The organism is Pseudomonas sp. Mn2068 (genome assembly GCF_049319725.1).
Lineage (GTDB): Bacteria > Pseudomonadota > Gammaproteobacteria > Pseudomonadales > Pseudomonadaceae > Aquipseudomonas > Aquipseudomonas gingeri.
The window spans coordinates 143,755-162,590 of the sequence record NZ_JBMOUG010000010.1; the positions used below are offsets into that span (position 1 = coordinate 143,755).

At 63.7% G+C, this 18,836-nt stretch carries 19 protein-coding genes; 12 read left to right on the forward strand and 7 right to left on the reverse strand.

Annotation, left to right across the window (positions count from 1 at the left end; all coding sequences use genetic code 11):
• The first annotated feature begins 90 nt into the window (after nucleotides 1–90).
• Complete coding sequence (locus ACL9RJ_RS22155; protein ID WP_017129226.1) at nucleotides 91–1,629, forward strand: SulP family inorganic anion transporter; 1,539 nt, start codon at nucleotides 91–93, stop codon at nucleotides 1,627–1,629.
• A gap of 15 nt (nucleotides 1,630–1,644) precedes the next feature.
• On the opposite strand, the gene ACL9RJ_RS22160 is transcribed toward ACL9RJ_RS22155, so the two are convergent.
• Nucleotides 1,645–2,295, reverse strand: a complete 651-nt coding sequence (locus tag ACL9RJ_RS22160; protein WP_017129225.1) for a hypothetical protein — start codon at nucleotides 2,293–2,295, stop codon at nucleotides 1,645–1,647.
• Between the two features lie 359 nt (nucleotides 2,296–2,654).
• Between ACL9RJ_RS22160 and coxB the strand changes: the two genes are divergently transcribed.
• From coxB to ACL9RJ_RS22180, 4 genes are all read left to right on the forward strand, one after another.
• Nucleotides 2,655–3,782: a cytochrome c oxidase subunit II gene (coxB, locus tag ACL9RJ_RS22165; RefSeq protein ID WP_042936996.1), complete on the forward strand. Its 1,128-nt coding sequence runs from the start codon at nucleotides 2,655–2,657 to the stop codon at nucleotides 3,780–3,782.
• A 79-nt stretch (nucleotides 3,783–3,861) separates the two neighbouring features.
• Nucleotides 3,862–5,451 carry a cytochrome c oxidase subunit I gene (gene ctaD, locus ACL9RJ_RS22170; protein ID WP_017129223.1) on the forward strand — a complete coding sequence of 530 codons (1,590 nt, stop codon included), beginning with the start codon at nucleotides 3,862–3,864 and terminating at the stop codon, nucleotides 5,449–5,451.
• Between the two features lie 16 nt (nucleotides 5,452–5,467).
• Nucleotides 5,468–6,016, forward strand: coding sequence for a cytochrome c oxidase assembly protein (locus ACL9RJ_RS22175; protein ID WP_017129222.1), 549 nt, complete (start codon nucleotides 5,468–5,470; stop codon nucleotides 6,014–6,016).
• 34 nt (nucleotides 6,017–6,050) lie between these two features.
• Nucleotides 6,051–6,947, forward strand: coding sequence for a cytochrome c oxidase subunit 3 (locus tag ACL9RJ_RS22180; protein ID WP_017129221.1), 897 nt, complete (start codon nucleotides 6,051–6,053; stop codon nucleotides 6,945–6,947).
• Between the two features lie 11 nt (nucleotides 6,948–6,958).
• On the opposite strand, the gene ACL9RJ_RS22185 is transcribed toward ACL9RJ_RS22180, so the two are convergent.
• On the reverse strand, nucleotides 6,959–7,162 hold the full coding sequence (locus ACL9RJ_RS22185; RefSeq protein WP_017129220.1) for a twin transmembrane helix small protein: 204 nt from the start codon (nucleotides 7,160–7,162) through the stop codon (nucleotides 6,959–6,961).
• Between the two features lie 71 nt (nucleotides 7,163–7,233).
• Here ACL9RJ_RS22185 and ACL9RJ_RS22190 point away from each other — a divergent pair, with 71 nt between their 5' ends.
• From ACL9RJ_RS22190 to ACL9RJ_RS22210, 5 genes are read left to right on the forward strand one after another with little or no spacing between them, the layout of a single operon-like run.
• Entirely contained in the window at nucleotides 7,234–7,980 is a 747-nt protein-coding gene (locus tag ACL9RJ_RS22190) for an SURF1 family protein (RefSeq protein ID WP_042936995.1), read from the forward strand.
• Nucleotides 7,946–8,539: a hypothetical protein gene (locus ACL9RJ_RS22195; RefSeq protein WP_042936994.1), complete on the forward strand. Its 594-nt coding sequence runs from the start codon at nucleotides 7,946–7,948 to the stop codon at nucleotides 8,537–8,539. Before ACL9RJ_RS22190 ends, ACL9RJ_RS22195 begins: the two co-directional genes overlap by 35 nt.
• 10 nt (nucleotides 8,540–8,549) lie before the next feature.
• Nucleotides 8,550–9,629, forward strand: coding sequence for a COX15/CtaA family protein (locus tag ACL9RJ_RS22200; RefSeq protein ID WP_017129217.1), 1,080 nt, complete (start codon nucleotides 8,550–8,552; stop codon nucleotides 9,627–9,629).
• On the forward strand, nucleotides 9,617–10,516 hold the full coding sequence (gene cyoE, locus ACL9RJ_RS22205; RefSeq protein ID WP_177062051.1) for a heme o synthase: 900 nt from the start codon (nucleotides 9,617–9,619) through the stop codon (nucleotides 10,514–10,516). The genes ACL9RJ_RS22200 and cyoE overlap by 13 nt, the downstream gene beginning before the upstream one ends.
• Complete coding sequence (locus ACL9RJ_RS22210; protein ID WP_017129215.1) at nucleotides 10,513–11,148, forward strand: SCO family protein; 636 nt, start codon at nucleotides 10,513–10,515, stop codon at nucleotides 11,146–11,148. The genes cyoE and ACL9RJ_RS22210 overlap by 4 nt, the downstream gene beginning before the upstream one ends.
• Nucleotides 11,149–11,354: 206 nt before the next feature.
• On the opposite strand, the gene ACL9RJ_RS22215 is transcribed toward ACL9RJ_RS22210, so the two are convergent.
• The gene (locus ACL9RJ_RS22215) at nucleotides 11,355–11,780 is read right to left on the reverse strand and encodes a VOC family protein (protein ID WP_017129214.1); all 426 of its coding nucleotides are present in this window, start codon (nucleotides 11,778–11,780) and stop codon (nucleotides 11,355–11,357) included.
• A 108-nt stretch (nucleotides 11,781–11,888) separates the two neighbouring features.
• Between ACL9RJ_RS22215 and ACL9RJ_RS22220 the strand changes: the two genes are divergently transcribed.
• The gene (locus ACL9RJ_RS22220; RefSeq protein ID WP_103032995.1) at nucleotides 11,889–12,776 is read left to right on the forward strand and encodes a LysR family transcriptional regulator; all 888 of its coding nucleotides are present in this window, start codon (nucleotides 11,889–11,891) and stop codon (nucleotides 12,774–12,776) included.
• Nucleotides 12,777–12,888: 112 nt separating this feature from the next.
• Here the strand turns inward: ACL9RJ_RS22220 and ACL9RJ_RS22225 are convergent, their stop codons facing one another.
• From ACL9RJ_RS22225 to ACL9RJ_RS22235, 3 genes are all read right to left on the reverse strand, one after another.
• Nucleotides 12,889–13,662 (reverse strand): MetQ/NlpA family ABC transporter substrate-binding protein, encoded by a 774-nt coding sequence (locus ACL9RJ_RS22225; protein ID WP_017129212.1) that lies wholly within the window; start codon nucleotides 13,660–13,662, stop codon nucleotides 12,889–12,891.
• 83 nt (nucleotides 13,663–13,745) lie between these two features.
• Entirely contained in the window at nucleotides 13,746–14,420 is a 675-nt protein-coding gene (locus tag ACL9RJ_RS22230; RefSeq protein ID WP_017129211.1) for a methionine ABC transporter permease, read from the reverse strand.
• Entirely contained in the window at nucleotides 14,420–15,427 is a 1,008-nt protein-coding gene (locus tag ACL9RJ_RS22235) for a methionine ABC transporter ATP-binding protein (protein ID WP_017129210.1), read from the reverse strand. The genes ACL9RJ_RS22230 and ACL9RJ_RS22235 overlap by 1 nt, the downstream gene beginning before the upstream one ends.
• Before the next feature lie 239 nt (nucleotides 15,428–15,666).
• On the opposite strand from ACL9RJ_RS22235, the gene katE reads away from it, so the two are divergent.
• A complete protein-coding gene (gene katE / locus ACL9RJ_RS22240) occupies nucleotides 15,667–17,820 on the forward strand; it encodes a catalase HPII (protein ID WP_103032996.1) in 2,154 nt (717 codons plus the stop codon).
• 292 nt (nucleotides 17,821–18,112) lie between these two features.
• Here katE and ACL9RJ_RS22245 read toward each other — a convergent pair whose 3' ends face one another.
• On the reverse strand, nucleotides 18,113–18,829 hold the full coding sequence (locus tag ACL9RJ_RS22245) for a PA5502 family lipoprotein (RefSeq protein ID WP_017129209.1): 717 nt from the start codon (nucleotides 18,827–18,829) through the stop codon (nucleotides 18,113–18,115).
• Nucleotides 18,830–18,836 lie beyond the last annotated feature (7 nt).

An 18,836-nucleotide genomic window follows, 5' to 3' on the forward strand; every position in this document is an offset into this window, starting at 1 on the left:
GAAGCTTTTCTCAATCGATAGGGTTCTGCCACGACTGCCATAGAGCGGTCTGGCTTTGCCATGCCTGAAGAAATCCTCAGGAGATTCATCATGCGTGCAGCACAACTGAAAGCTGTTTTGCCCCGGGAGCTGCTGGCTTCCGTGGTCGTATTCCTCGTGGCCCTGCCGTTATGCATGGGCATCGCCATTGCTTCCGGCATGCCGCCGGCCAAGGGCTTGATCACCGGGATTGTCGGTGGCCTGGTGGTCGGCTGGCTGGCGGGTTCGCCGTTGCAGGTCAGCGGTCCGGCCGCCGGGCTGGCGGTGCTGGTGTTCGAACTGGTGCGCCAGCACGGTATCGCCATGCTGGGACCGATCCTGCTGCTGGCGGGCTTGTTGCAACTGATCGCCGGGCGCCTGCGCCTGGGCTGCTGGTTCCGGGTCACCGCCCCGGCGGTGGTGTACGGCATGCTCGCCGGGATCGGCGTGCTGATCGTGCTCTCGCAGATCCATGTGATGTTCGACGGCGCTCCCCTGCCCTCGGGCCTGGACAATCTGCTGGGCTTTCCCGAGGCCCTGGGCAAGGCCTTGCCGATGGTCGGCGGCGGCCTTGGCTGGCAGGCCGGCCTGCTGGGCTTGCTGACGATCCTGGTGATGTGGCTGTGGGAGAAGTTCAAGCCCCATGCCCTGCGCTTCGTGCCGGGCGCCCTGCTCGGCGTGGGCCTGGCGACACTGGTGAGCCTGGTGCTGGCCTTGCCGGTCAAGCGGGTGGAGGTGCCGGATAACCTGGCGCAGGCCATCGACTGGTTGCGCCCGGCGGACCTGCTCAACCTGGCGGATCCGGCGCTGTTGATAGCGGCCTTTGCCGTAGCCTTTATCGCCAGTGCCGAAACCCTGCTGTCGGCGGCGGCGGTAGACCGCATGCACGACGGCCAGCGCTCCGATTTCGACCGTGAACTGTCGGCCCAGGGGATTGGCAACATGCTCTGCGGCCTGCTCGGCGCGTTGCCCATGACCGGCGTGATCGTGCGCAGTTCGGCCAACGTCCAGGCCGGCGCGCGGACTCGCCTGTCGACGATATTCCACGGCCTCTGGCTGCTGGCCTTCGTGCTGTTGCTGTCCAGCGTGCTGCAAAGCATTCCGGTGGCGAGCCTGGCGGGCGTGCTGGTCTACACCGGGCTGAAACTGGTGGACCTCAAGGTCTATCGGGGCTTGTCGCGCTACGGGCGGATGCCGATGCTGACCTACGCGGTCACGGCGCTGGCGATCATTTTCACCGACCTGTTGACCGGTGTGCTGATCGGCTTCGGCCTGACCCTGGCGAAACTGGCATGGAAGGCCTCGCGACTGAAAGTCAGCCTGGTGGATTTGCCGGGCGAGGGGGAAAAGGAGCTGCGACTGACGGGGGCGGCGACCTTTCTCAAGGTCCCGGCGCTGACCCAGGTGCTGGCGACGGTGCCGCCAGGCAGCACGGTGCATGTGCCGCTGAACAACCTGACGTATATCGACCATTCCTGCCTGGAGCTGCTTGAGGAATGGGGACGTGCCAACGCGGCCAAGGGCTCGCGGCTGGTGATCGAATCCCGAGGGTTGAAACGGCGTCTGGAGGGTCGCCTGCGCACTACGACCGGTATCGGGTCGACGGCTTAGTGCGCAGCGGCAAGGTCAGGCGGCTGGCTGTTCCAGTTCCAGCTCTACGCCCAGTTGGCGGGACAGGCACGGCCAGCGCTTCCACGCGGCCTCGGTGTCCGGGTCGTTGAGGCGGTCGCGGTAGGCTTCCACCGATTCAAGGGCAAAGCTTTCTTCGTCGAGCATTTCATCGACGGCATGGTGCACCGCTTCATCCAGTTGGTTGGCGAAGTCCTCGCCGATCAGCTGGTGGGCGATCAGGTTGGCCACGGTGGTGTTCAACGGGATCAGCGACTGACCAAAATGCACGATGTACAGATCGTTGACCTCTTCCACCAGGCGATGTGCCAGGTACGCCTCGTCCAGCAGGCTGTCGAGACCGACATGGCCATCGAGGATCGTCGGCGGTTGCAGGAAAAACTGCTCGGCGATTTTCAGCACCGGCTTGATCTGCGACTCGATACCCGCTTCGCGGGCAACTTCATTGGCGGCATCCAGCAGGTCCGGGACCAGATCGATATAAGCGGTGACAAACCGGGTCATGACTCCCTGGGCATCGACTTCCGGTAGTTGAATGGCGGGATGAAGGTGCGGCAACTGTACTTCCAGTTGGCGCGTCAATTGACCGGTAGCGGCCTCGTGTTGATGTGCACGTTGTATCTGCTCGCGCAATGCGGCGGTGTTCATGAAGGCTCCAGGATGGAAAACAAAGGGAAAAGGGAGAACATAAGGTAGCTGGGTTATAAAAGTTGCTAAGACGTATTTGTCATAATTATTTCATGGTTATATGTCTGCGTTATATCGGTTTGCCATCATTTCTCGCTATCCCACGCCGTCCGTGGCCTCTGGCCCAATCACCGGTTCATTTTCCTTATCGCGTTGCGTGGTCCCGGTCGCTGTCTATACTCGGTTTTGTATGGAGTTAGCTGATGACGCCCGGCTGCATGTTCCGGCAAGACCGAATGGTCCGCTTGCGTAGTCCGACCATTCCCCTTTGCCCCAGGTGAAAGCCGGCGGGATAACAAGAACGATAAGGGGAACCCGCAATGATGCGACATCCACGGGTCTGGATGGGCCTCCTGTTGTGGTCGTTATTCAGCCAGGCACAAGCCGCCTGGACCACGAATATGACCCAAGGGGCAACCGAGGTAAGCCACGCGGTCTTCGATCTGCACATGACCATCTTCTGGATCTGTGTGGTCATTGGCGTCATCGTCTTTGGTGCCATGTTCTGGTCGATGATCCTTCACCGCCGTTCCACCGGGCAGGTCGCCGCCAAATTTCACGAAAGCACCACGGTGGAAATCCTCTGGACCATCGTGCCTTTCCTGATCCTGGTGGCCATGGCGATCCCGGCAACCGCCACGCTGATCAAGATGTACGACGCCAGTGAATCGGATGTGGACATCCAGATCACCGGATATCAGTGGAAGTGGCACTACAAGTACCTGGGCCAGGATGTCGAGTTCTTCAGCAACCTCGCCACGCCTGCCGAACAGATCCACAACCAGGCCGCCAAGGGCGAGCACTACCTGCTCGAAGTCGACCAGCCGCTGGTGCTGCCGGCGGGCGTCAAGGTGCGTTTCCTGGTGACCGCCGCCGACGTGATCCACTCCTGGTGGGTGCCGGCCTTCGCGGTCAAGCGCGATGCGATCCCCGGTTTCGTCAACGAGGCCTGGACCAAGGTCGACAAGCCGGGCATCTACCGTGGGCAGTGCGCCGAGCTGTGCGGCAAGGATCACGGCTTCATGCCGATCGTGGTCGAGGTGAAGTCCAAGGCCGACTACGACACCTGGCTCGGCGAGCGCAAGGCCGAAGCGGCCAAGCTCAAGGAGCTGACCACCAAGGAATGGACCCTCGACGAGCTGGTGGCCCGTGGCGACAAGGTCTACCACACCACCTGCGTCGCCTGTCACCAGGCCGAAGGCCAGGGCCTGCCGCCGATGTTCCCGGCCCTCAAGGGCTCGAAAATCGCCACCGGACCGAAAGAGGGCCACCTGAGCCTCGTCTATCACGGCAAGCCGGGCACCGCCATGGCGGCCTTCGGCAAACAGCTCTCCGAAGTCGATATCGCCGCGGTTGTCACCTACGAGCGTAATGCCTGGGGCAACAACAAGGGCGACATGGTCACGCCGAAAGACGTGCTGGCCCTGAAACAGGCGGAAAGCAAATGACCAGGTCAATGACGTGTGCCCTGAACTGGCCTGGGTCATGCCCTGGCCGCCCGGTTCAACCGTTTGCAGGAGACAGGACATGAGTGCTGTGATCGATGACCATGGCCATGCCGGCGACCACGCCCACGGCCCCGCCAAGGGTTTGATGCGCTGGGTGCTGACCACCAACCACAAGGATATCGGCACGCTGTACCTGTGGTTCAGCTTCGCCATGTTCCTGCTGGGCGGATCGTTCGCCATGGTGATCCGTGCCGAGCTGTTCCAGCCCGGATTGCAGATCGTGCAGCCGGCGTTCTTCAACCAGATGACCACCATGCATGGCCTGGTGATGGTCTTCGGCGCGGTGATGCCGGCCTTCGTCGGCCTCGCCAACTGGATGATCCCGCTGATGATCGGGGCGCCGGACATGGCCCTGCCACGGATGAACAACTTCAGTTTCTGGTTGTTGCCCGCGGCCTTCCTGTTGCTGGTGTCGACCCTGTTCACCGCCGGCGGCGGACCTAACTTCGGCTGGACGTTCTATGCCCCGCTGTCGACCACCTACGCGCCGGAAAGCGTGACCTACTTCATCTTTGCCATCCACCTGATGGGCATCAGTTCGATCATGGGCGCGATCAACGTGGTCTCGACCATCCTCAACCTGCGTGCCCCGGGCATGACGCTGATGAAGATGCCGCTGTTCGTCTGGACCTGGCTGATCACCGCCTTCCTGCTGATCGCGGTGATGCCGGTACTGGCCGGTTGCGTGACCATGATGCTGATGGACATCCACTTCGGCACCAGCTTCTTCAGTGCCGCCGGCGGTGGTGACCCGGTGCTGTTCCAGCACGTGTTCTGGTTCTTCGGCCATCCCGAGGTGTACATCATGATCCTGCCGGCCTTCGGTGCCGTCAGCTCGATCATCCCGACCTTCTCGCGCAAGCCGCTGTTCGGCTACACGTCGATGGTCTACGCCACGGCGAGCATCGCGTTCCTGTCGTTCATCGTCTGGGCGCACCACATGTTCGTGGTCGGCATCCCGCTGGTGGGCGAGCTGTTCTTCATGTACGCCACGCTGCTGATCGCGGTGCCGACCGGGGTCAAGGTGTTCAACTGGGTCAGTACCATGTGGCAAGGCTCGCTGACCTTCGAGACGCCGATGCTGTTCGCCGTGGCGTTCGTCATCCTGTTTTCCATCGGCGGTTTCTCCGGCCTGATGCTGGCGATCGCCCCGGCGGACTTCCAGTACCAGGACACCTACTTCGTGGTGGCGCACTTCCACTACGTGCTGGTGCCGGGGGCGATCTTCGGGATCTTCGCCTCGACCTACTACTGGCTGCCGAAATGGACCGGCCACATGTACGACGAAACCCTCGGCAAGCTGCACTTCTGGCTGTCGTTCGTCGGCATGAACCTGACCTTCTTCCCGATGCACTTCGTGGGACTGGCGGGCATGCCGCGGCGGATCCCGGACTACAACCTGCAGTTCGCCGATTTCAACATGGTTTCGTCGATCGGCGGCTTCATGTTCGGCACCACCCAGCTGCTGTTCCTGTTCATCGTGATCAAGTGCATCCGTGGCGGTCCGGTGGCTCCGGCCAAGCCATGGGACGGGGCCGAAGGGCTGGAGTGGAATATCCCGTCGCCGGCGCCGTACCACACCTTCACCACGCCACCGGAAGTGAAATGACACGGAGGGCTGTCCGATGAGCGACTCGATCGCACTCAAGCGCCTGGTCACGCGCCTGCTGCTGGTGGTGGTGGCGATGTTCGCCTTCGGCTTCGCCCTGGTGCCGATCTACGACGTGATGTGCAAGGCCTTCGGCATCAACGGCAAGACCGCCGGCCAGTACGAGGGCGAACAGGTGGTGGATGCATCGCGCAGGGTCGGGGTGCAGTTCCTCTCGACCAATGCCGTGGACATGGTCTGGGAGTTCTATCCCAAGGCCGACCAGATCAGCGTCAATCCCGGCGCGGTCAACGAAATGATCTTCATCGCCTACAACCCCACCGACCATGTGATGAAGGCCCAGGCGATTCCGAGCATTTCACCCGGCAATGCGGCGATGTACTTCCACAAGACCGAGTGCTTCTGCTTTACCCAGCAGACGCTGCAACCCGGGCAGCGGATCGAGATGCCGGTACGTTTCATCGTTGACCGTGACATGCCCAAGGACGTGAAGCACCTGACGCTGGCCTACACGCTGTTCGATATCACTGCCCGCAACCCACCCGTGGCCCACTCGGGCGGGTAGGCCATCCAGCGTGCCCGATAAGGAGAACAATAAAATGGCAACTCCAACCCACGAGCATTACTACGTTCCCGCCCAGAGCAAATGGCCGATCATTGCCACGCTGGGCATGCTGACCACCGTCTACGGCCTGGGCACCTGGTTCAACGACCTGAAGGCGGCGCGCCCGGAATCCCATGGCCCGCTGATCTTCTTTGTCGGCGGACTGCTGCTGGCCTACATGCTGTTCGGCTGGTTCGGCACGGTGATCAAGGAAAGCCGCGCCGGTCTCTACAGCGCCCAGATGGACCGTTCGTTCCGCTGGGGCATGAGCTGGTTCATCTTTTCCGAGGTGATGTTCTTCATCGCGTTCTTCGGCGCGCTGTTTTACGTGCGGCACATGTCGGTGCCATGGCTGGCCGGCGAAGGCGGTGCCAAGGGCCTGGCGCATATGCTCTGGCCGGACTTCCAGAACGTCTGGCCGCTGCTGCAGAACCCGGACTCGAAACTCTTCCCGCCGCCCAAGGCCACCATCAGCCCGTGGGGCCTGCCGCTGCTCAATACCATCCTGCTGGTCAGTTCCAGCGTGACGGTCACCATCGCCCACCATGCCTTGAAGAAAGGCCATCGCGGGGCGCTGAAGATCTGGCTGGCGCTGACGGTGCTGCTGGGGCTGGCGTTCCTCGGCTTCCAGGCCGAGGAATACCTCCACGCCTACCACGAACTGGGCCTGACCCTGGGCTCGGGCATCTATGGCGCGACGTTCTTCATGCTCACCGGGTTCCACGGCGCCCACGTGACCATCGGCACGCTGATCCTGTTCGTGATGCTGGTACGGGTCATGCGCGGGCACTTCAACGCCGAGCATCAGTTCGGCTTCGAGGCGGCGAGCTGGTACTGGCACTTCGTCGATGTGGTCTGGATCGGCCTGTTCGTTTTCGTCTACGTGCTGTAGACGCGGCGCCGTTACCAGGGGGCGTTGGACACCAGCTGACCGCTGTAGAAGCCCCAGGTGATCAACGCCAGGGTGGCGACGGCGAGACCGACCCGCACCGTCAGCGCGGTAAGCAGGCGGTGAGACGGTCCTTCGTCCTTGACCAGAAAAAACAGGCCGCTGAACAGGCTGACAACCGTGGCTATCAGCATCAGGACTATCGCCGCTTTGAGCATGGTGAGACTCCGGGGGAGATGCGCGTGTACTTGAGTATAGCGAGTCCGAATGCTGCCAATGGGGTGCCGTCGTGAGGCGCTTTCGCCCCGGCGTGGCACCGACCCTGGTGGTGCTGGTGTTGCTGCCGCTGCTGGTGCTGCTGGGTTTCTGGCAGTTGGGCCGGGGCGAGCAGAAGCGCGTGCTGCTGGAAAGTTATGCCCAGCGCCGCACGGCCGAGCCGTTGAGTGGCGAGCAGTTGAAGGGCAGTGCCGACCCGGCCTTTCGCCGCGTGCAACTGCGCGGCCAGTTTGATGCCGGGCACAGCTACCTGCTGGATAACCGGGTGCGTAATGGCCAGGTCGGCGTCGAGCTGATCCAGCCGTTTCACGACCAGGCCAGCGGGCTCTGGTTGCTGGTCAACCGCGGCTGGCTGCCCTGGCCGGAACGACGCACGCCGCCGGTCTTCGGCACGCCCGAACAGGCGCTGAATATCGACGCCTGGGTCTATGTCGCCCCGGGCGCCACCTTCCAGCTCCATGCCGACCCGCTGAACGCACCCTGGCCACGCGTGGTGACGACGATCGAGCCCGGCAAGCTGTGGACGGAACTGGGTCGTGAAGGCTTCGCCTACGAGCTGCGCCAGGAGCCCGGCCCCGGCGCCTATGAAACCGGTTGGCCGGTAGTGGCCGAAGGCATGGGCCCGGAGAAACACCTCGCCTATGCCGTGCAGTGGTTCGCCATGGCCCTGGCGCTGTTCGGCCTTTACCTCTACCTCGGATGGCATAACGCAAGGGAGAAACACCATGGGAGCGGCCATGAATCGACTCAACACAGCTGAAGCCCGGCAGCCGGGGGGACGCGCCCGCGGGCGCTGGCAGTTGATCCTGATCGTGCTGATGGTCATCGGCCCGATGATCCTTGCCACCGGCATGTACAAGTTGCAGTTCTGGGTACCGGAGAGCCGCAGTTATCACGGCGAGCTGATCGGCAATGGCCAGGGCCGTGCCGACCTCGGCGTGCAGGCCGACGAGCAACGCTGGCAGATGCTGGTGACGGCGCCCCAGGAGTGCTCGGTGGATTGCCAGCAACTGGTCTACCTGGCGCGGCAGATCCAGATCGGCCTGGGTCGTGACGCTTCCCGCGCCAGCCACGCCCTGGCGACCGCGCAGCCGCTGGACAGCGACTATGCCGCCAAGCTGCAACGCGAATACCCGCAACTGCAACGCTACCCGCTCGACCTTCCCGCTTACACCCGGGAAGCCCGTGGCAATGGCGCGCCGCAGCTGTGGATCATCGATCCCCACGGCAACCTGGTGCTGCGCTACGACGCCCGGGTCAAGGGCAAGGACTTGCTCAACGACCTGCGCCAGCTGCTGAAACTGTCGAATATCGGATAAGGGCATCGTCATGGCCAAACCTGGATTTCGCCTCGCCTTGTTCGCCACCCTGCTGGCACTGATCGTCGTGCTGCTCGGCGCCTATACCCGCCTGACCCATGCCGGCCTCGGCTGTCCGGACTGGCCGGGCTGCTACGGCTTTATCAGCGTGCCCAAGAGCGAGGCCCAGCTGGCCCATGCCGAGCTGCACTTCCCCGATACGCCGGTCGAGGCCCACAAGGGCTGGAACGAGATGATCCACCGCTATTTCGCCGGGACCCTCGGGCTGCTGATCGTCGTGCTGGCGGCTCGTTCCTGGATGGAGCGGCGGCGCGAGGGGCAGCCGCTGAAGTTGCCGCTGTTTCTCCTGGCGGTGGTGTTCGCCCAGGCCGCGTTCGGCATGTGGACGGTCACCCTCAAGCTCTGGCCGCAGGTGGTGACCGGGCATCTGCTGGGCGGCTTTGCCACCTTGAGCCTGTTGTTCCTGCTGACCTTGCGCCTGTCCGGCGTGCTGCCTGCACTGGCCGTGCCGCGACGGCTGCAACGCTGGGCGACGGCCGGGCTGCTGCTGGTGATCCTGCAGATCGCCCTGGGTGGCTGGGTCAGTTCCAACTATGCCGCCGTGGCCTGCATCGACCTGCCGACCTGCCACGGCCAATGGTGGCCGCAAGCGGACTTCGCCAACGGTTTCCACCTGACCCAGCATATCGGTCCGAACTATCTCGGCGGCCAGCTGGACAGCGATGCCCGCACGGCGATCCACCTGACCCACCGTATCGGCGCCCTGCTGGTGACGCTGGTGCTGCTGGGGCTGGCCTGGCAGTTGCGGCTGGTCGGCATGACCCGGCTGGCCGGGCTGCTGCTGATCGCCCTGGCGGCACAGATCAGCCTGGGCCTGAGCAACGTCTACTTCCATTTGCCACTGCCGGTGGCCGTGGCCCACAACGCTGGTGGCGCCGCCCTGCTGCTGACCCTGGTGCTGATCAACTACCACGCACGGACCGCCCTGGTCCGGGTCCGGCAACAGGCGCCCGTGCGCTGGCGGCTCAGCCCGCGCAAACCCGCCCACGGTCCGATAACAATAAAAGGAGAAATGCCATGGCGACTGTAGTCAGTGAGCGTCACCGCCAGGCGATCTGGCGCGACTACCTGGAGCTGACCAAGCCCAAGGTGGTGGTGTTGATGCTGATCACCTCGCTGGTGGGCATGTTTCTCGCGACCCGCGCCGGCGTACCCTGGACAGTGCTGGTGTTCGGCAACCTGGGCATCGGCCTGTGCGCGGGTGGCGCGGCGGTGGTCAATCATGTGGTAGACCGGCGCATCGACGCGGTCATGGCGCGGACCCACAAGCGGCCGCTTGCCGAAGGACGGGTATCGCCACTGGCGGCGCTGACCTTCGCCCTGCTCCTGGCAGTGCTCGGGCAGGCCGTGCTGCTGGCGTTCACCAACCCGCTGACGGCCTGGCTGACCCTCGCCTCGCTGCTCGGCTACGCGGTGATCTACACCGGTTTCCTCAAGCGCGCCACGCCGCAGAACATCGTGATCGGCGGCCTGGCCGGGGCGGCACCGCCGTTGCTGGGCTGGGTCGCGGCGACGGGGCATGTGAGTGCCGAGCCGCTGTTGCTGGTGCTGATCATCTTCGCCTGGACGCCACCGCACTTCTGGGCCCTGGCGATCCACCGCAAGGAGGAATATGCCAAGGCCGATATCCCGATGCTGCCGGTGACCCATGGCGAGCAGTACACCAAGGTGCATATCCTGCTGTACACCTTTGCCCTGTTGGCGGTCAGCCTGCTGCCGTTCGTGATCCACATGAGCGGCGTGCTCTACCTGCTCTGCGCGCTGGGCCTCGGCGCGCGCTTCCTGCAATGGGCGTGGGTGCTGTACCGTGGCATCCAGCCGCATGCGGCGATCAACACCTTCAAGTACTCTATCTACTACTTGTTCCTGCTGTTTATCGCGCTGCTTGTCGATCACTACCTATTGTTGAATCTATGACTCGAACCCAGAAAACCGTCTTTATTCTCGTCGCGCTGGTGGCCCTGGTCCTGGGGCTGACGGTCAACAAGGTCCTGAGTGGCAAGGGCCAGGGCGATCCCACGGCGATGATCGACGCGGGGATTATCCTGCTGCCGCAAAGCCGCTCCCTGCCGGATGTGAAGATGACCGACCAGGACGGCCAGCCGGTGCAGGTCAACCAGTTGAAGGACAAGTGGACGATGCTGTTCTTCGGCTACACCTTCTGCCCGGACATCTGCCCGACCACCCTCGCCCAGTTACGCCAGATCAAGAGCGAATTGCCCAAGGACATCGTCGGCAAGCTGCAGATCGTCCTGGTCAGCGTCGACCCCAATCGGGACAACCCCAAGCAGCTCAAGCAGTACCTGGGCTACTTCGACCCCGAGTTCAAGGGGCTGACGGCGTCCTCCATCGAGGACCTGCAAAAGCTGGCGAACGCGGTGAGCATTCCGTTTATCCCGGCCGATACCAGCAAGCCGAACTACACCGTCGATCACAGCGGCAACCTGGCGATCGTCGGGCCCGATGGCAGTCAGCGCGGCTTTATCCGCGCACCGTTGAACAACCAGAAACTGGTGGCGCAGTTACCGGAGCTGCTCAAGCGCCAGTAGATGGGGTGGCAGGGCCGGCCCTTTCGCGGGCAAGCCCGCTCCCACAATGTTAGCGCGGCGTGCCGCCCGGCTCCCTCCCACAATATTTGTGCGCAGGGCTGCCGGGTCTGCTCCCATGATGTTCAAGTTTTCCTGGATATTGAGGGGCCCTGAGGAACCTGTGGGAGCGGGCTTGCCCGCGAAAAGGCCCTGGAGGCCTCTGCCGATCACTTGGCGAACATCTGCCCGATATCCCTGAAGGCCTTGAACTCCAGCGCATTGCCGCACGGGTCGAACAGGAACATGGTGGCCTGCTCACCCACCTGCCCCTTGAAACGCACGTAGGGTTCGATCGCGAATCGCGTCTCCCTGGCCTTCAGACGCTCGGCCAGGGCCTCCCACGTCTCCCACTCCAGCACCACGCCGAAATGCGGCACCGGCACATCGTGGCCGTCCACCGGGTTGCTCAGTGCCTGTTCCTGGGCGGCGTTCCTGGCCTGGTGGTGGATCACCAACTGATGGCCGAAGAAATCGAAGTCCACCCAATGGTCGCTGCTGCGTCCTTCCGGGCAGCCGAACACGTCGCCGTAGAAATGTCGGGCCGCGGCCAGGTCATGGACGGGGATTGCCAGATGAAAGGGAGAGAGCGCCATGGTGGATACCGGAAAAGGAAATGAGCTTTCAGTCTAGAGACGATTATTTTGTTGAAAAGCGCATATTCTTGCCGTCGAGCCCAAATAATTTTGCTAGGTAAGTGTTTCATGCTGCGTGAACTCAAGACCTTTATCCGCGTGTCCCGGGAAGGCACCTTCGTTGCGGCCGGCCAGCAGCTCGGCTTGACCCAGTCGGCGGTCAGCGCGCAGATGCGCGTGCTCGAACAGCACCTGGGCGTACGCCTGTTCGACCGCAGTGGTCGCGCGGCGGTGCTGAATGCCGCCGGACGCCATGCGCTGCCGCTGGCCGAGCAGATCCTCGCGTTGTATGGCGCGATGGCCTTGCCCACTGCCGCGGCGGAATGGCAGGGCGAGCTGCGCATCGGTGCCATCGCCACGGTCCAGACCGGCCTGCTGCCCCAGGCCCTGCCGAGGTTTCGGCAGGCGGCGCCACGGGTCGACCTGAAGCTGGTGCCGGGGGTGTCGCTGAATCTGTTGAGCCAGGTCGATGCCGGCGAGCTGGACCTGGCGCTGCTGATCAAGCCGCCCTTCGAGCTGCCCAAGGAGTTGCTGGCGATCCCGCTGGCCCGCGAGGCCTTTGTGCTGATCGCGCCGTTGCAACTGGCGGGCGACGATCCGTTGCAACTGCTCGCCGAGCAGCCGTTCGTACGCTATGACCGGGGCTCGTTCGGCGGTCGCCTGGTCAGCCAGTTTCTGCGCGAACAGCGGATCCTGGTGCGCGATGTGCTGGAGCTGGACGAGATCGAGGCGATTGCGCGGATGGTGGAGTGCGGGCTGGGGGTATCGTTGGTGCCCAGGGCCGGGCTGTGGTTGCAGCGGGCGGATCAGTTGCGGGTGATCGAGTTGGGTGAGCTGACCTTCGAACGTCAGCTGATCGCGGTGTTGCGCCGCGCCCAGCGCCAGCCGGCACTGGATTGCCTGCTGGAGTGCCTGAGTGAAGCTGATCGTTCCCGCGCGGAGCGTCCGCTGTTGTGACGCAGAGCGTCGCGGGCGGCATTCCCACGCGGAGCGTGGGAACGATCGTGGCGTCCTGAAGGGCCTCATCGCCCCCCAGGGTATTTTGTCCGGCCGGGTATCAGCCTGTGGCTTAGAACGCCGGAACGATCGAGCCCTTGTACTTCTCGAGGATGAAGGCTTTCACTTCAGGGCTGTGCAGCGCCGTGACCAGCTTCTTCATGGCGTCCGAATCCTTGTCGTCCTCGCGGCCCACCAGGATGTTCACGTACGGTGAGTCGGCACCTTCGATGTACAGCGCGTCCTTCGATGGATCGAGCTTGGCTTCCAGGGCGTAGTTGGTGTTGATCAGCGCCAGGTCGACCTGGGTCAGCACGCGCGGCAGGGTCGCGGCTTCCAGCTCGCGGATCTTCAGGTCCTTGCTGTTTTCGCTGATGTCTTTCGGCGTCGACAGGATGTTGGTCGGATCCTTCAGCTTGATCAGGCCGGCCTTCTGCAGCAGCAACAGCGCACGGCCACCGTTGGTGGCGTCGTTCGGAATCACCACGGTGGCGCCGCCCGGCAGGTCTTCGAGTTTCTTGTACTTGCTGGAGTAGGCGCCCAGCGGCTCCACGTGCACCGCAGCGATGCTGATCAGGTGGGTGCCCTTGGCCTTGTTGAATTCATCGAGGTACGGCTGGTGCTGGAAGAAGTTGGCGTCCAGGCGTTTCTCGGCCACTTGCACGTTCGGCTGCACGTAGTCGGTGAAGACCTTGACCTTCAGGTCCACGCCTTCCTTGGCCAGCGTCGGCTTGATGAACTCGAGGATTTCCGCGTGGGGCACCGGCGTGGCGGCAACGGTCAGGGTCTCGGCGGCATGGGCGGAGAACGCCGCGACGGCGGCAAAGGCAGCAAGCAGTTTTTTCATCTTACGACTCCATGTGAGCAGGCACCTGCCGACGCGACGCCGGCTGATTCCAGGTTGCTAAAGCGTGTTTTTATTGACGATGGTCATTTACGGGAGAAGCGTGCCACCAGCTTGTCGCCGATGGTCTGCAGTACCTGGACCAGTACCACCAGCATGACCACGGTCACCAGCATGACATCGTTCTGGAAGCGCTGATAACCATAGCGGATCGCCAGGTCGCCGAGGCCGCCGGCGCCGACCACACCTGCCATGGCGGTGTAGCCCACGAGGGTGATGGTGGTCACGGTAATGGCCGCCAGGATGCCCGGGCGGGCTTCCGGCAACAAGGCATTGAAGACGATCTGGCGGGTGGTCGCGCCCATGGCCTGGGTCGCTTCGATAATGCCGCGATCGACTTCCCGCAGCGCGGTTTCCACCAGGCGCGCGAAGAACGGTGCGGCACCGATCACCAGCGGCGGAATGGCACCGGCCACGCCCAGCGACGTTCCGGTGAGGAATACGGTGGTGGGGATCAGCACGATCAACAGGATGATGAACGGCAGCGAACGCACCACGTTCACCACGAAGGCCAGGGCCCCATAGGTCGCCTTGTGTTCCAGCAACTGGCGCGGGCTGCACAGGAACAGCAGCACGCCCAGCGGCAGGCCGAGCAGCACGGTGAACAGCAGCGAGCCGCCCAGCATCAGCATTGTATCGCCGGTGGCCTCCCAGATATCCGCCCAGTCGATATTGGCGAAAAAGCTCAGAAACAGGTCCATCAGCGCAGTACCTCCATATGGACGTCCGCCGCGGTGAAGCGGGCGAACGCTGCGTCCATGTCGCCGCCGGTGACGGCGAGCGTCAGTTGCCCATAAGGGGTGTCCTTGATGCGGTCGATGCGCCCGGCGAGGATGCTGTAGTCGACGCCGGTTTCACGGGCGACGGTGCCCAGCAGGGGCGCGTAGGTGGCGTCGCCCTGGAAGGTCAGGCGCACGATGCGGCCCGGCACATGGGCAAAGTCGTCTCGCTGCTCGCTTTCGTCGATCTGTTCGTCTTCCTGCACGAAGCGCCGGGTGGTCGGGTGCTTGGGGTGCAGGAACACCTGCGCCACCGGTCCCTGCTCGACGATCACCCCGGCGTCCATCACGCCGACCACGTCGCAGACCCGACGGATCACATCCATCTCATGGGTGATCAGCACGATGGTCAGTTTCAGTTCGCGGTTGATCTCGGCCAGCAGTTGCAGGACCGACGCGGTGGTCTGCGGGTCGAGGGCACTGGTGGCCTCGTCGCACAGCAGGATCTTCGGCTTGGTCGCCAGGGCGCGGGCAATGCCGACGCGCTGCTTCTGGCCGCCGGACAACTGGGCCGGGTACTTCTTCGCGTGGTCGGACAGGCCGACGCGCTGCAGCAGCTCGGCGACGCGCTGGTCGATTTCCCGACGGGACAATTCACCGGCCAGGGTCAGCGGCAGCGCGACATTGTCGGCTACGGTCTTGGAGGCGAGCAGGTTGAAGTGCTGGAAGATCATCCCGACCTGCTGGCGGAAGCGCCGCAGGCCACCGGCGTCGAGGGCGGTGACTTCCTCACCATCCACCGTGATCGTACCGCCGCTGGGAGCTTCCAGGCGGTTGATGAGGCGCAGCAGGGTACTTTTGCCCGCGCCGGAATGACCGATCAGGCCGAACACCTGGCCATCCTCGACACGCAGGCTCGTCGGATGCAGGGCGGGAATATCCTTACCGGCGACCCGGTAGGTTTTATGGACGTTATGAAACTCGATCACGTAGCGAACCTTGTGGGGCGCAATGGAAATGGGTCAGCGGTTAGCCGGGCGCGCATTTTAGCCTGTCCGTATAGAGGCGATTAGCATTTATTTCGCATTCAACCTGTCATTTGGCAATAACGCGATCAATGGTCAGAAAAAAGGAACGGCGCAAATCGGCGGCAGTCACTCCTAAGGCAACTCGAATCTCGCCCCATTGTCCGGTATGGCCGGGCGACTGCAAACGAGGAGTCTGTCTGATGAGTACCAAGAAAACCCCTGCTACCCAGCGCGCGGCCACCAAGAGCCAGCTGGCGGGAACCGCTACCCTGGATCGCGGCAACAGCAATGACAAGCTCGAAAGCCTCGAGCCCTTCCGCTCGGACGCCACCGGGCAGGCCTTGCGCACCAACCAGGGGGTCAAGGTCGCCGATAACCAGAACACCCTGAAGGCCGGCGCGCGGGGGCCTTCCCTGCTGGAAGACTTCATCATGCGTGAAAAGATCACGCATTTCGACCATGAGCGGATTCCCGAGCGCATCGTTCACGCCCGGGGTACGGCGGCCCATGGTTATTTCCAGAGCTACGGCAACCATGGGGCGCTGACCAAGGCCGGCTTCCTCCAGGACCCGGCGCTCAAGACGCCGGTCTTCGTGCGTTTCTCCACGGTCCAGGGCCCGCGCGGCTCAGGCGATACGGTGCGCGACGTGCGCGGTTTCGCGGTGAAGTTCTTCACCGAAGAGGGCAACTTCGACCTGGTCGGCAACAACATGCCGGTGTTCTTCATCCAGGATGCGATCAAGTTCCCCGACTTCGTCCATGCCGTCAAACCCGAACCCCACAACGAAATACCCACGGGGGGCTCGGCCCACGACACCTTCTGGGACTTCGTCTCGCTGGTGCCGGAGTCGGCGCACATGGTGATCTGGGCCATGTCCGACCGGGCGATCCCGAAAAGCCTGCGGGCCATGCAGGGTTTTGGCGTGCACACCTTCCGCCTGATCAATGCCGAGGGCCGCTCTAGTTTCGTCAAGTTCCACTGGCGGCCCACGGTCGGCACCTGTTCGCTGGTGTGGGACGAAGCACAGAAGCTGGCGGGCAAGGACACCGATTTCCACCGCCGCGACCTCTGGGAGTCGATTGAAAGCGGCGACTACCCCGAGTGGGAGTTCGGCGTGCAGATCATTGCCGAGGAGGACGAGCACGCGTTCGACTTCGATATCCTCGATCCGACCAAGCTGGTCCCCGAGGAACTGGTGCCGATCACGCCGCTGGGCAAGATGGTGCTCAACCGTAACCCGGACAATTTCTTCGCCGAGACCGAGCAGGTGGCATTCTGTCCGGGGCATATCGTGCCGGGGATCGACTTTTCCAACGACCCGCTGCTGCAGGGCCGGCTGTTTTCCTATACCGATACGCAGATCAGCCGATTGGGCGGCCCGAACTTCCACGAGATCCCCATCAACCGGCCCGTGGCGCCCTTCCACAGCAGCCAGCGCGATGCCCAGCACCGCACGGTGATCGACAGGGGCCGAGCCGCCTACGAGCCCAACTCGATCGACGGCGGCTGGCCGAAGGAAACCCCGCCTGCTGCCCGTGACGGCGGCTTCGAGAGTTATCCGGAGCGGATCGACGCGGCCAAGATCCGTCAGCGCAGCGAGTCCTTCGGCGATCACTTCTCCCAGGCGCGGCTGTTCTTCAACAGCATGAGCCGCCATGAGAAGGAACACATCATTGCCGCCTACAGCTTCGAGCTGGGCAAGGTCGAGCGGGAAGCCATCCGTGCCCGCCAGGTCAACGAGATCCTGGCCAATATCGACCTGGAACTGGCCGGGCGTGTCGCCGCCAACCTCGGCCTGCCTGCGCCGAAAAGCGGCACCGTGACGCCGCGCAAGACCGACCTGGCGCGGTCGCCGGCGTTGAGCCAGGCGAACCTGCTGCCGGGGAATATCAAGACGCGCAAGGTAGCGATCCTGGCGGCCAACGGTGTCGATGGTGCGGCGATCGCGGCGCTGAAGAAGCTGCTGGCGGCAGAGGGCGCCCATGCCCGGCTGCTCGGGCCGACGTCGGCGCCGGTGACCACGGCCGATGGCAAGAGCCTGGCGGTGGATGGTTCGATGGAAGGCTTGCCGTCAGTCGCCTTCGACGGGGTCTACGTGCCGGGTGGCGCGGCGTCGGTCAAGGCTCTCGCCGGCAACGGCGTGGCCCTGCACTACGTGCTGGAGGCCTACAAGCACCTGAAGGCGATTGTCCTGCACGGGGAGGCGAAGCAGTTGCTGGAGGTCCTGCATCTGCAGGCGGACGCGGGGTTGATCGTCGGCAGCGATGCCAAGACGCTCAAGGCGTTCGTCGCGGCGCTGGCCCAGCACCGGGTCTGGGAGCGCGAGGAACGGGCCAAGGCCGTGCCGGCTTGAGAGCGGGGTGAGGCCTCGGTCCTGTGGCAGCCGGCTTGCCGGCGATGGCGGCCGATCAGGCGATGCAAGGCTTCAGGGCCTCATCGCTGGCAAGCCAGCTCCCACAGGGAGTTGTGGCGAACACCGGCTTGCCGGCGATGGCGGTCGATCAGGCGACGCGAGGCTCCAAGGCCTCATCGCTGGCAAGCCAGCTCCTACAGGGCGTTGTGGCGAACACCGGTTTGGCGGACGACACAAACCTCCTGTAGGAGCCGGCTTGCTGGCGATGGCGTCCGGATGGGCGGTGCAGGGCTCAGGGCTTGCGCGGGCTCAAGACCACCTGGGCCTGCACCTGCCGGTCGATCTGCTTGTCCATCTGCAAGGCGAAGCCAGGGTCGAGCTTCTTCACCCGTTTCTCCAGCAGGGTCGCCAGCCACGGGTAATCCAGGGTGCGCGGGACCTGGAAGGTGACCGCGCACTGGTAATTGACCACGTCCGCCGCCAGCGCATCCATCTGTTTGCGCAGTTGCGCGATGTCCTGGATATTCAGGGCGATAGTGCTGCTTTCGGCGCTGGGATCGATCAGCCGGGCAGCCGGCCTGGCTTCGGCGGCCTTGAGGGCGGCTTCGGCTTTCTCCAGCTCGGCCTTGCGCGCCTGGGCAATGGCGCCGTTGACTCCGCCGGTCAGGGCCGGGGCCTTGGGCATCAGGGCCCGGGCGCGGCTCAGGGCGGTGGCGGCAGCATTGACGTCACCCTTCTGCAGCACGATCTGGCTGCGTTGCAGATAGGCTTCGGCCAGTTGCCGCTGGTAGGGCACCAGCTGCGGGTCGTCCGCAGACTGCGCCTGCAAGGCGGCCAGTTGATCTTCGGCGGTGGCCAGCTCGTTGCTGTTGATGTTCTGCTCCAGCGCGGCAATCGCCGTGGCCCGGGCATCGGGCACTGCGGTAGCGGCCGGCGGGGTGCTTTGGCACGCACCCAACAGCAGGGAAAATGCGACAAGGAGCAGATAACGGGAGGCGGACAGCTTCATTCCTGCG

Bases quoted from the DNA above. Each gene is read 5' to 3' on its own strand.
- ACL9RJ_RS22155 (WP_017129226.1), top strand. From the start codon at position 91: ATGCGTGCAGCACAACTGAAAGCTGTTTTGCCCCGGGAGCTGCTGGCT.
- ACL9RJ_RS22160 (WP_017129225.1), bottom strand. From the start codon at position 2,295: ATGAACACCGCCGCATTGCGCGAGCAGATACAACGTGCACATCAACAC.
- coxB (WP_042936996.1), top strand. From the start codon at position 2,655: ATGATGCGACATCCACGGGTCTGGATGGGCCTCCTGTTGTGGTCGTTA.
- ctaD (WP_017129223.1), top strand. From the start codon at position 3,862: ATGAGTGCTGTGATCGATGACCATGGCCATGCCGGCGACCACGCCCAC.
- ACL9RJ_RS22175 (WP_017129222.1), top strand. From the start codon at position 5,468: ATGAGCGACTCGATCGCACTCAAGCGCCTGGTCACGCGCCTGCTGCTG.
- ACL9RJ_RS22180 (WP_017129221.1), top strand. From the start codon at position 6,051: ATGGCAACTCCAACCCACGAGCATTACTACGTTCCCGCCCAGAGCAAA.
- ACL9RJ_RS22185 (WP_017129220.1), bottom strand. From the start codon at position 7,162: ATGCTCAAAGCGGCGATAGTCCTGATGCTGATAGCCACGGTTGTCAGC.
- ACL9RJ_RS22195 (WP_042936994.1), top strand. From the start codon at position 7,946: ATGGGAGCGGCCATGAATCGACTCAACACAGCTGAAGCCCGGCAGCCG.
- ACL9RJ_RS22200 (WP_017129217.1), top strand. From the start codon at position 8,550: ATGGCCAAACCTGGATTTCGCCTCGCCTTGTTCGCCACCCTGCTGGCA.
- cyoE (WP_177062051.1), top strand. From the start codon at position 9,617: ATGGCGACTGTAGTCAGTGAGCGTCACCGCCAGGCGATCTGGCGCGAC.
- ACL9RJ_RS22210 (WP_017129215.1), top strand. From the start codon at position 10,513: ATGACTCGAACCCAGAAAACCGTCTTTATTCTCGTCGCGCTGGTGGCC.
- ACL9RJ_RS22215 (WP_017129214.1), bottom strand. From the start codon at position 11,780: ATGGCGCTCTCTCCCTTTCATCTGGCAATCCCCGTCCATGACCTGGCC.
- ACL9RJ_RS22220 (WP_103032995.1), top strand. From the start codon at position 11,889: ATGCTGCGTGAACTCAAGACCTTTATCCGCGTGTCCCGGGAAGGCACC.
- ACL9RJ_RS22225 (WP_017129212.1), bottom strand. From the start codon at position 13,662: ATGAAAAAACTGCTTGCTGCCTTTGCCGCCGTCGCGGCGTTCTCCGCC.
- ACL9RJ_RS22230 (WP_017129211.1), bottom strand. From the start codon at position 14,420: ATGGACCTGTTTCTGAGCTTTTTCGCCAATATCGACTGGGCGGATATC.
- katE (WP_103032996.1), top strand. From the start codon at position 15,667: ATGAGTACCAAGAAAACCCCTGCTACCCAGCGCGCGGCCACCAAGAGC.
- ACL9RJ_RS22245 (WP_017129209.1), bottom strand. From the start codon at position 18,829: ATGAAGCTGTCCGCCTCCCGTTATCTGCTCCTTGTCGCATTTTCCCTG.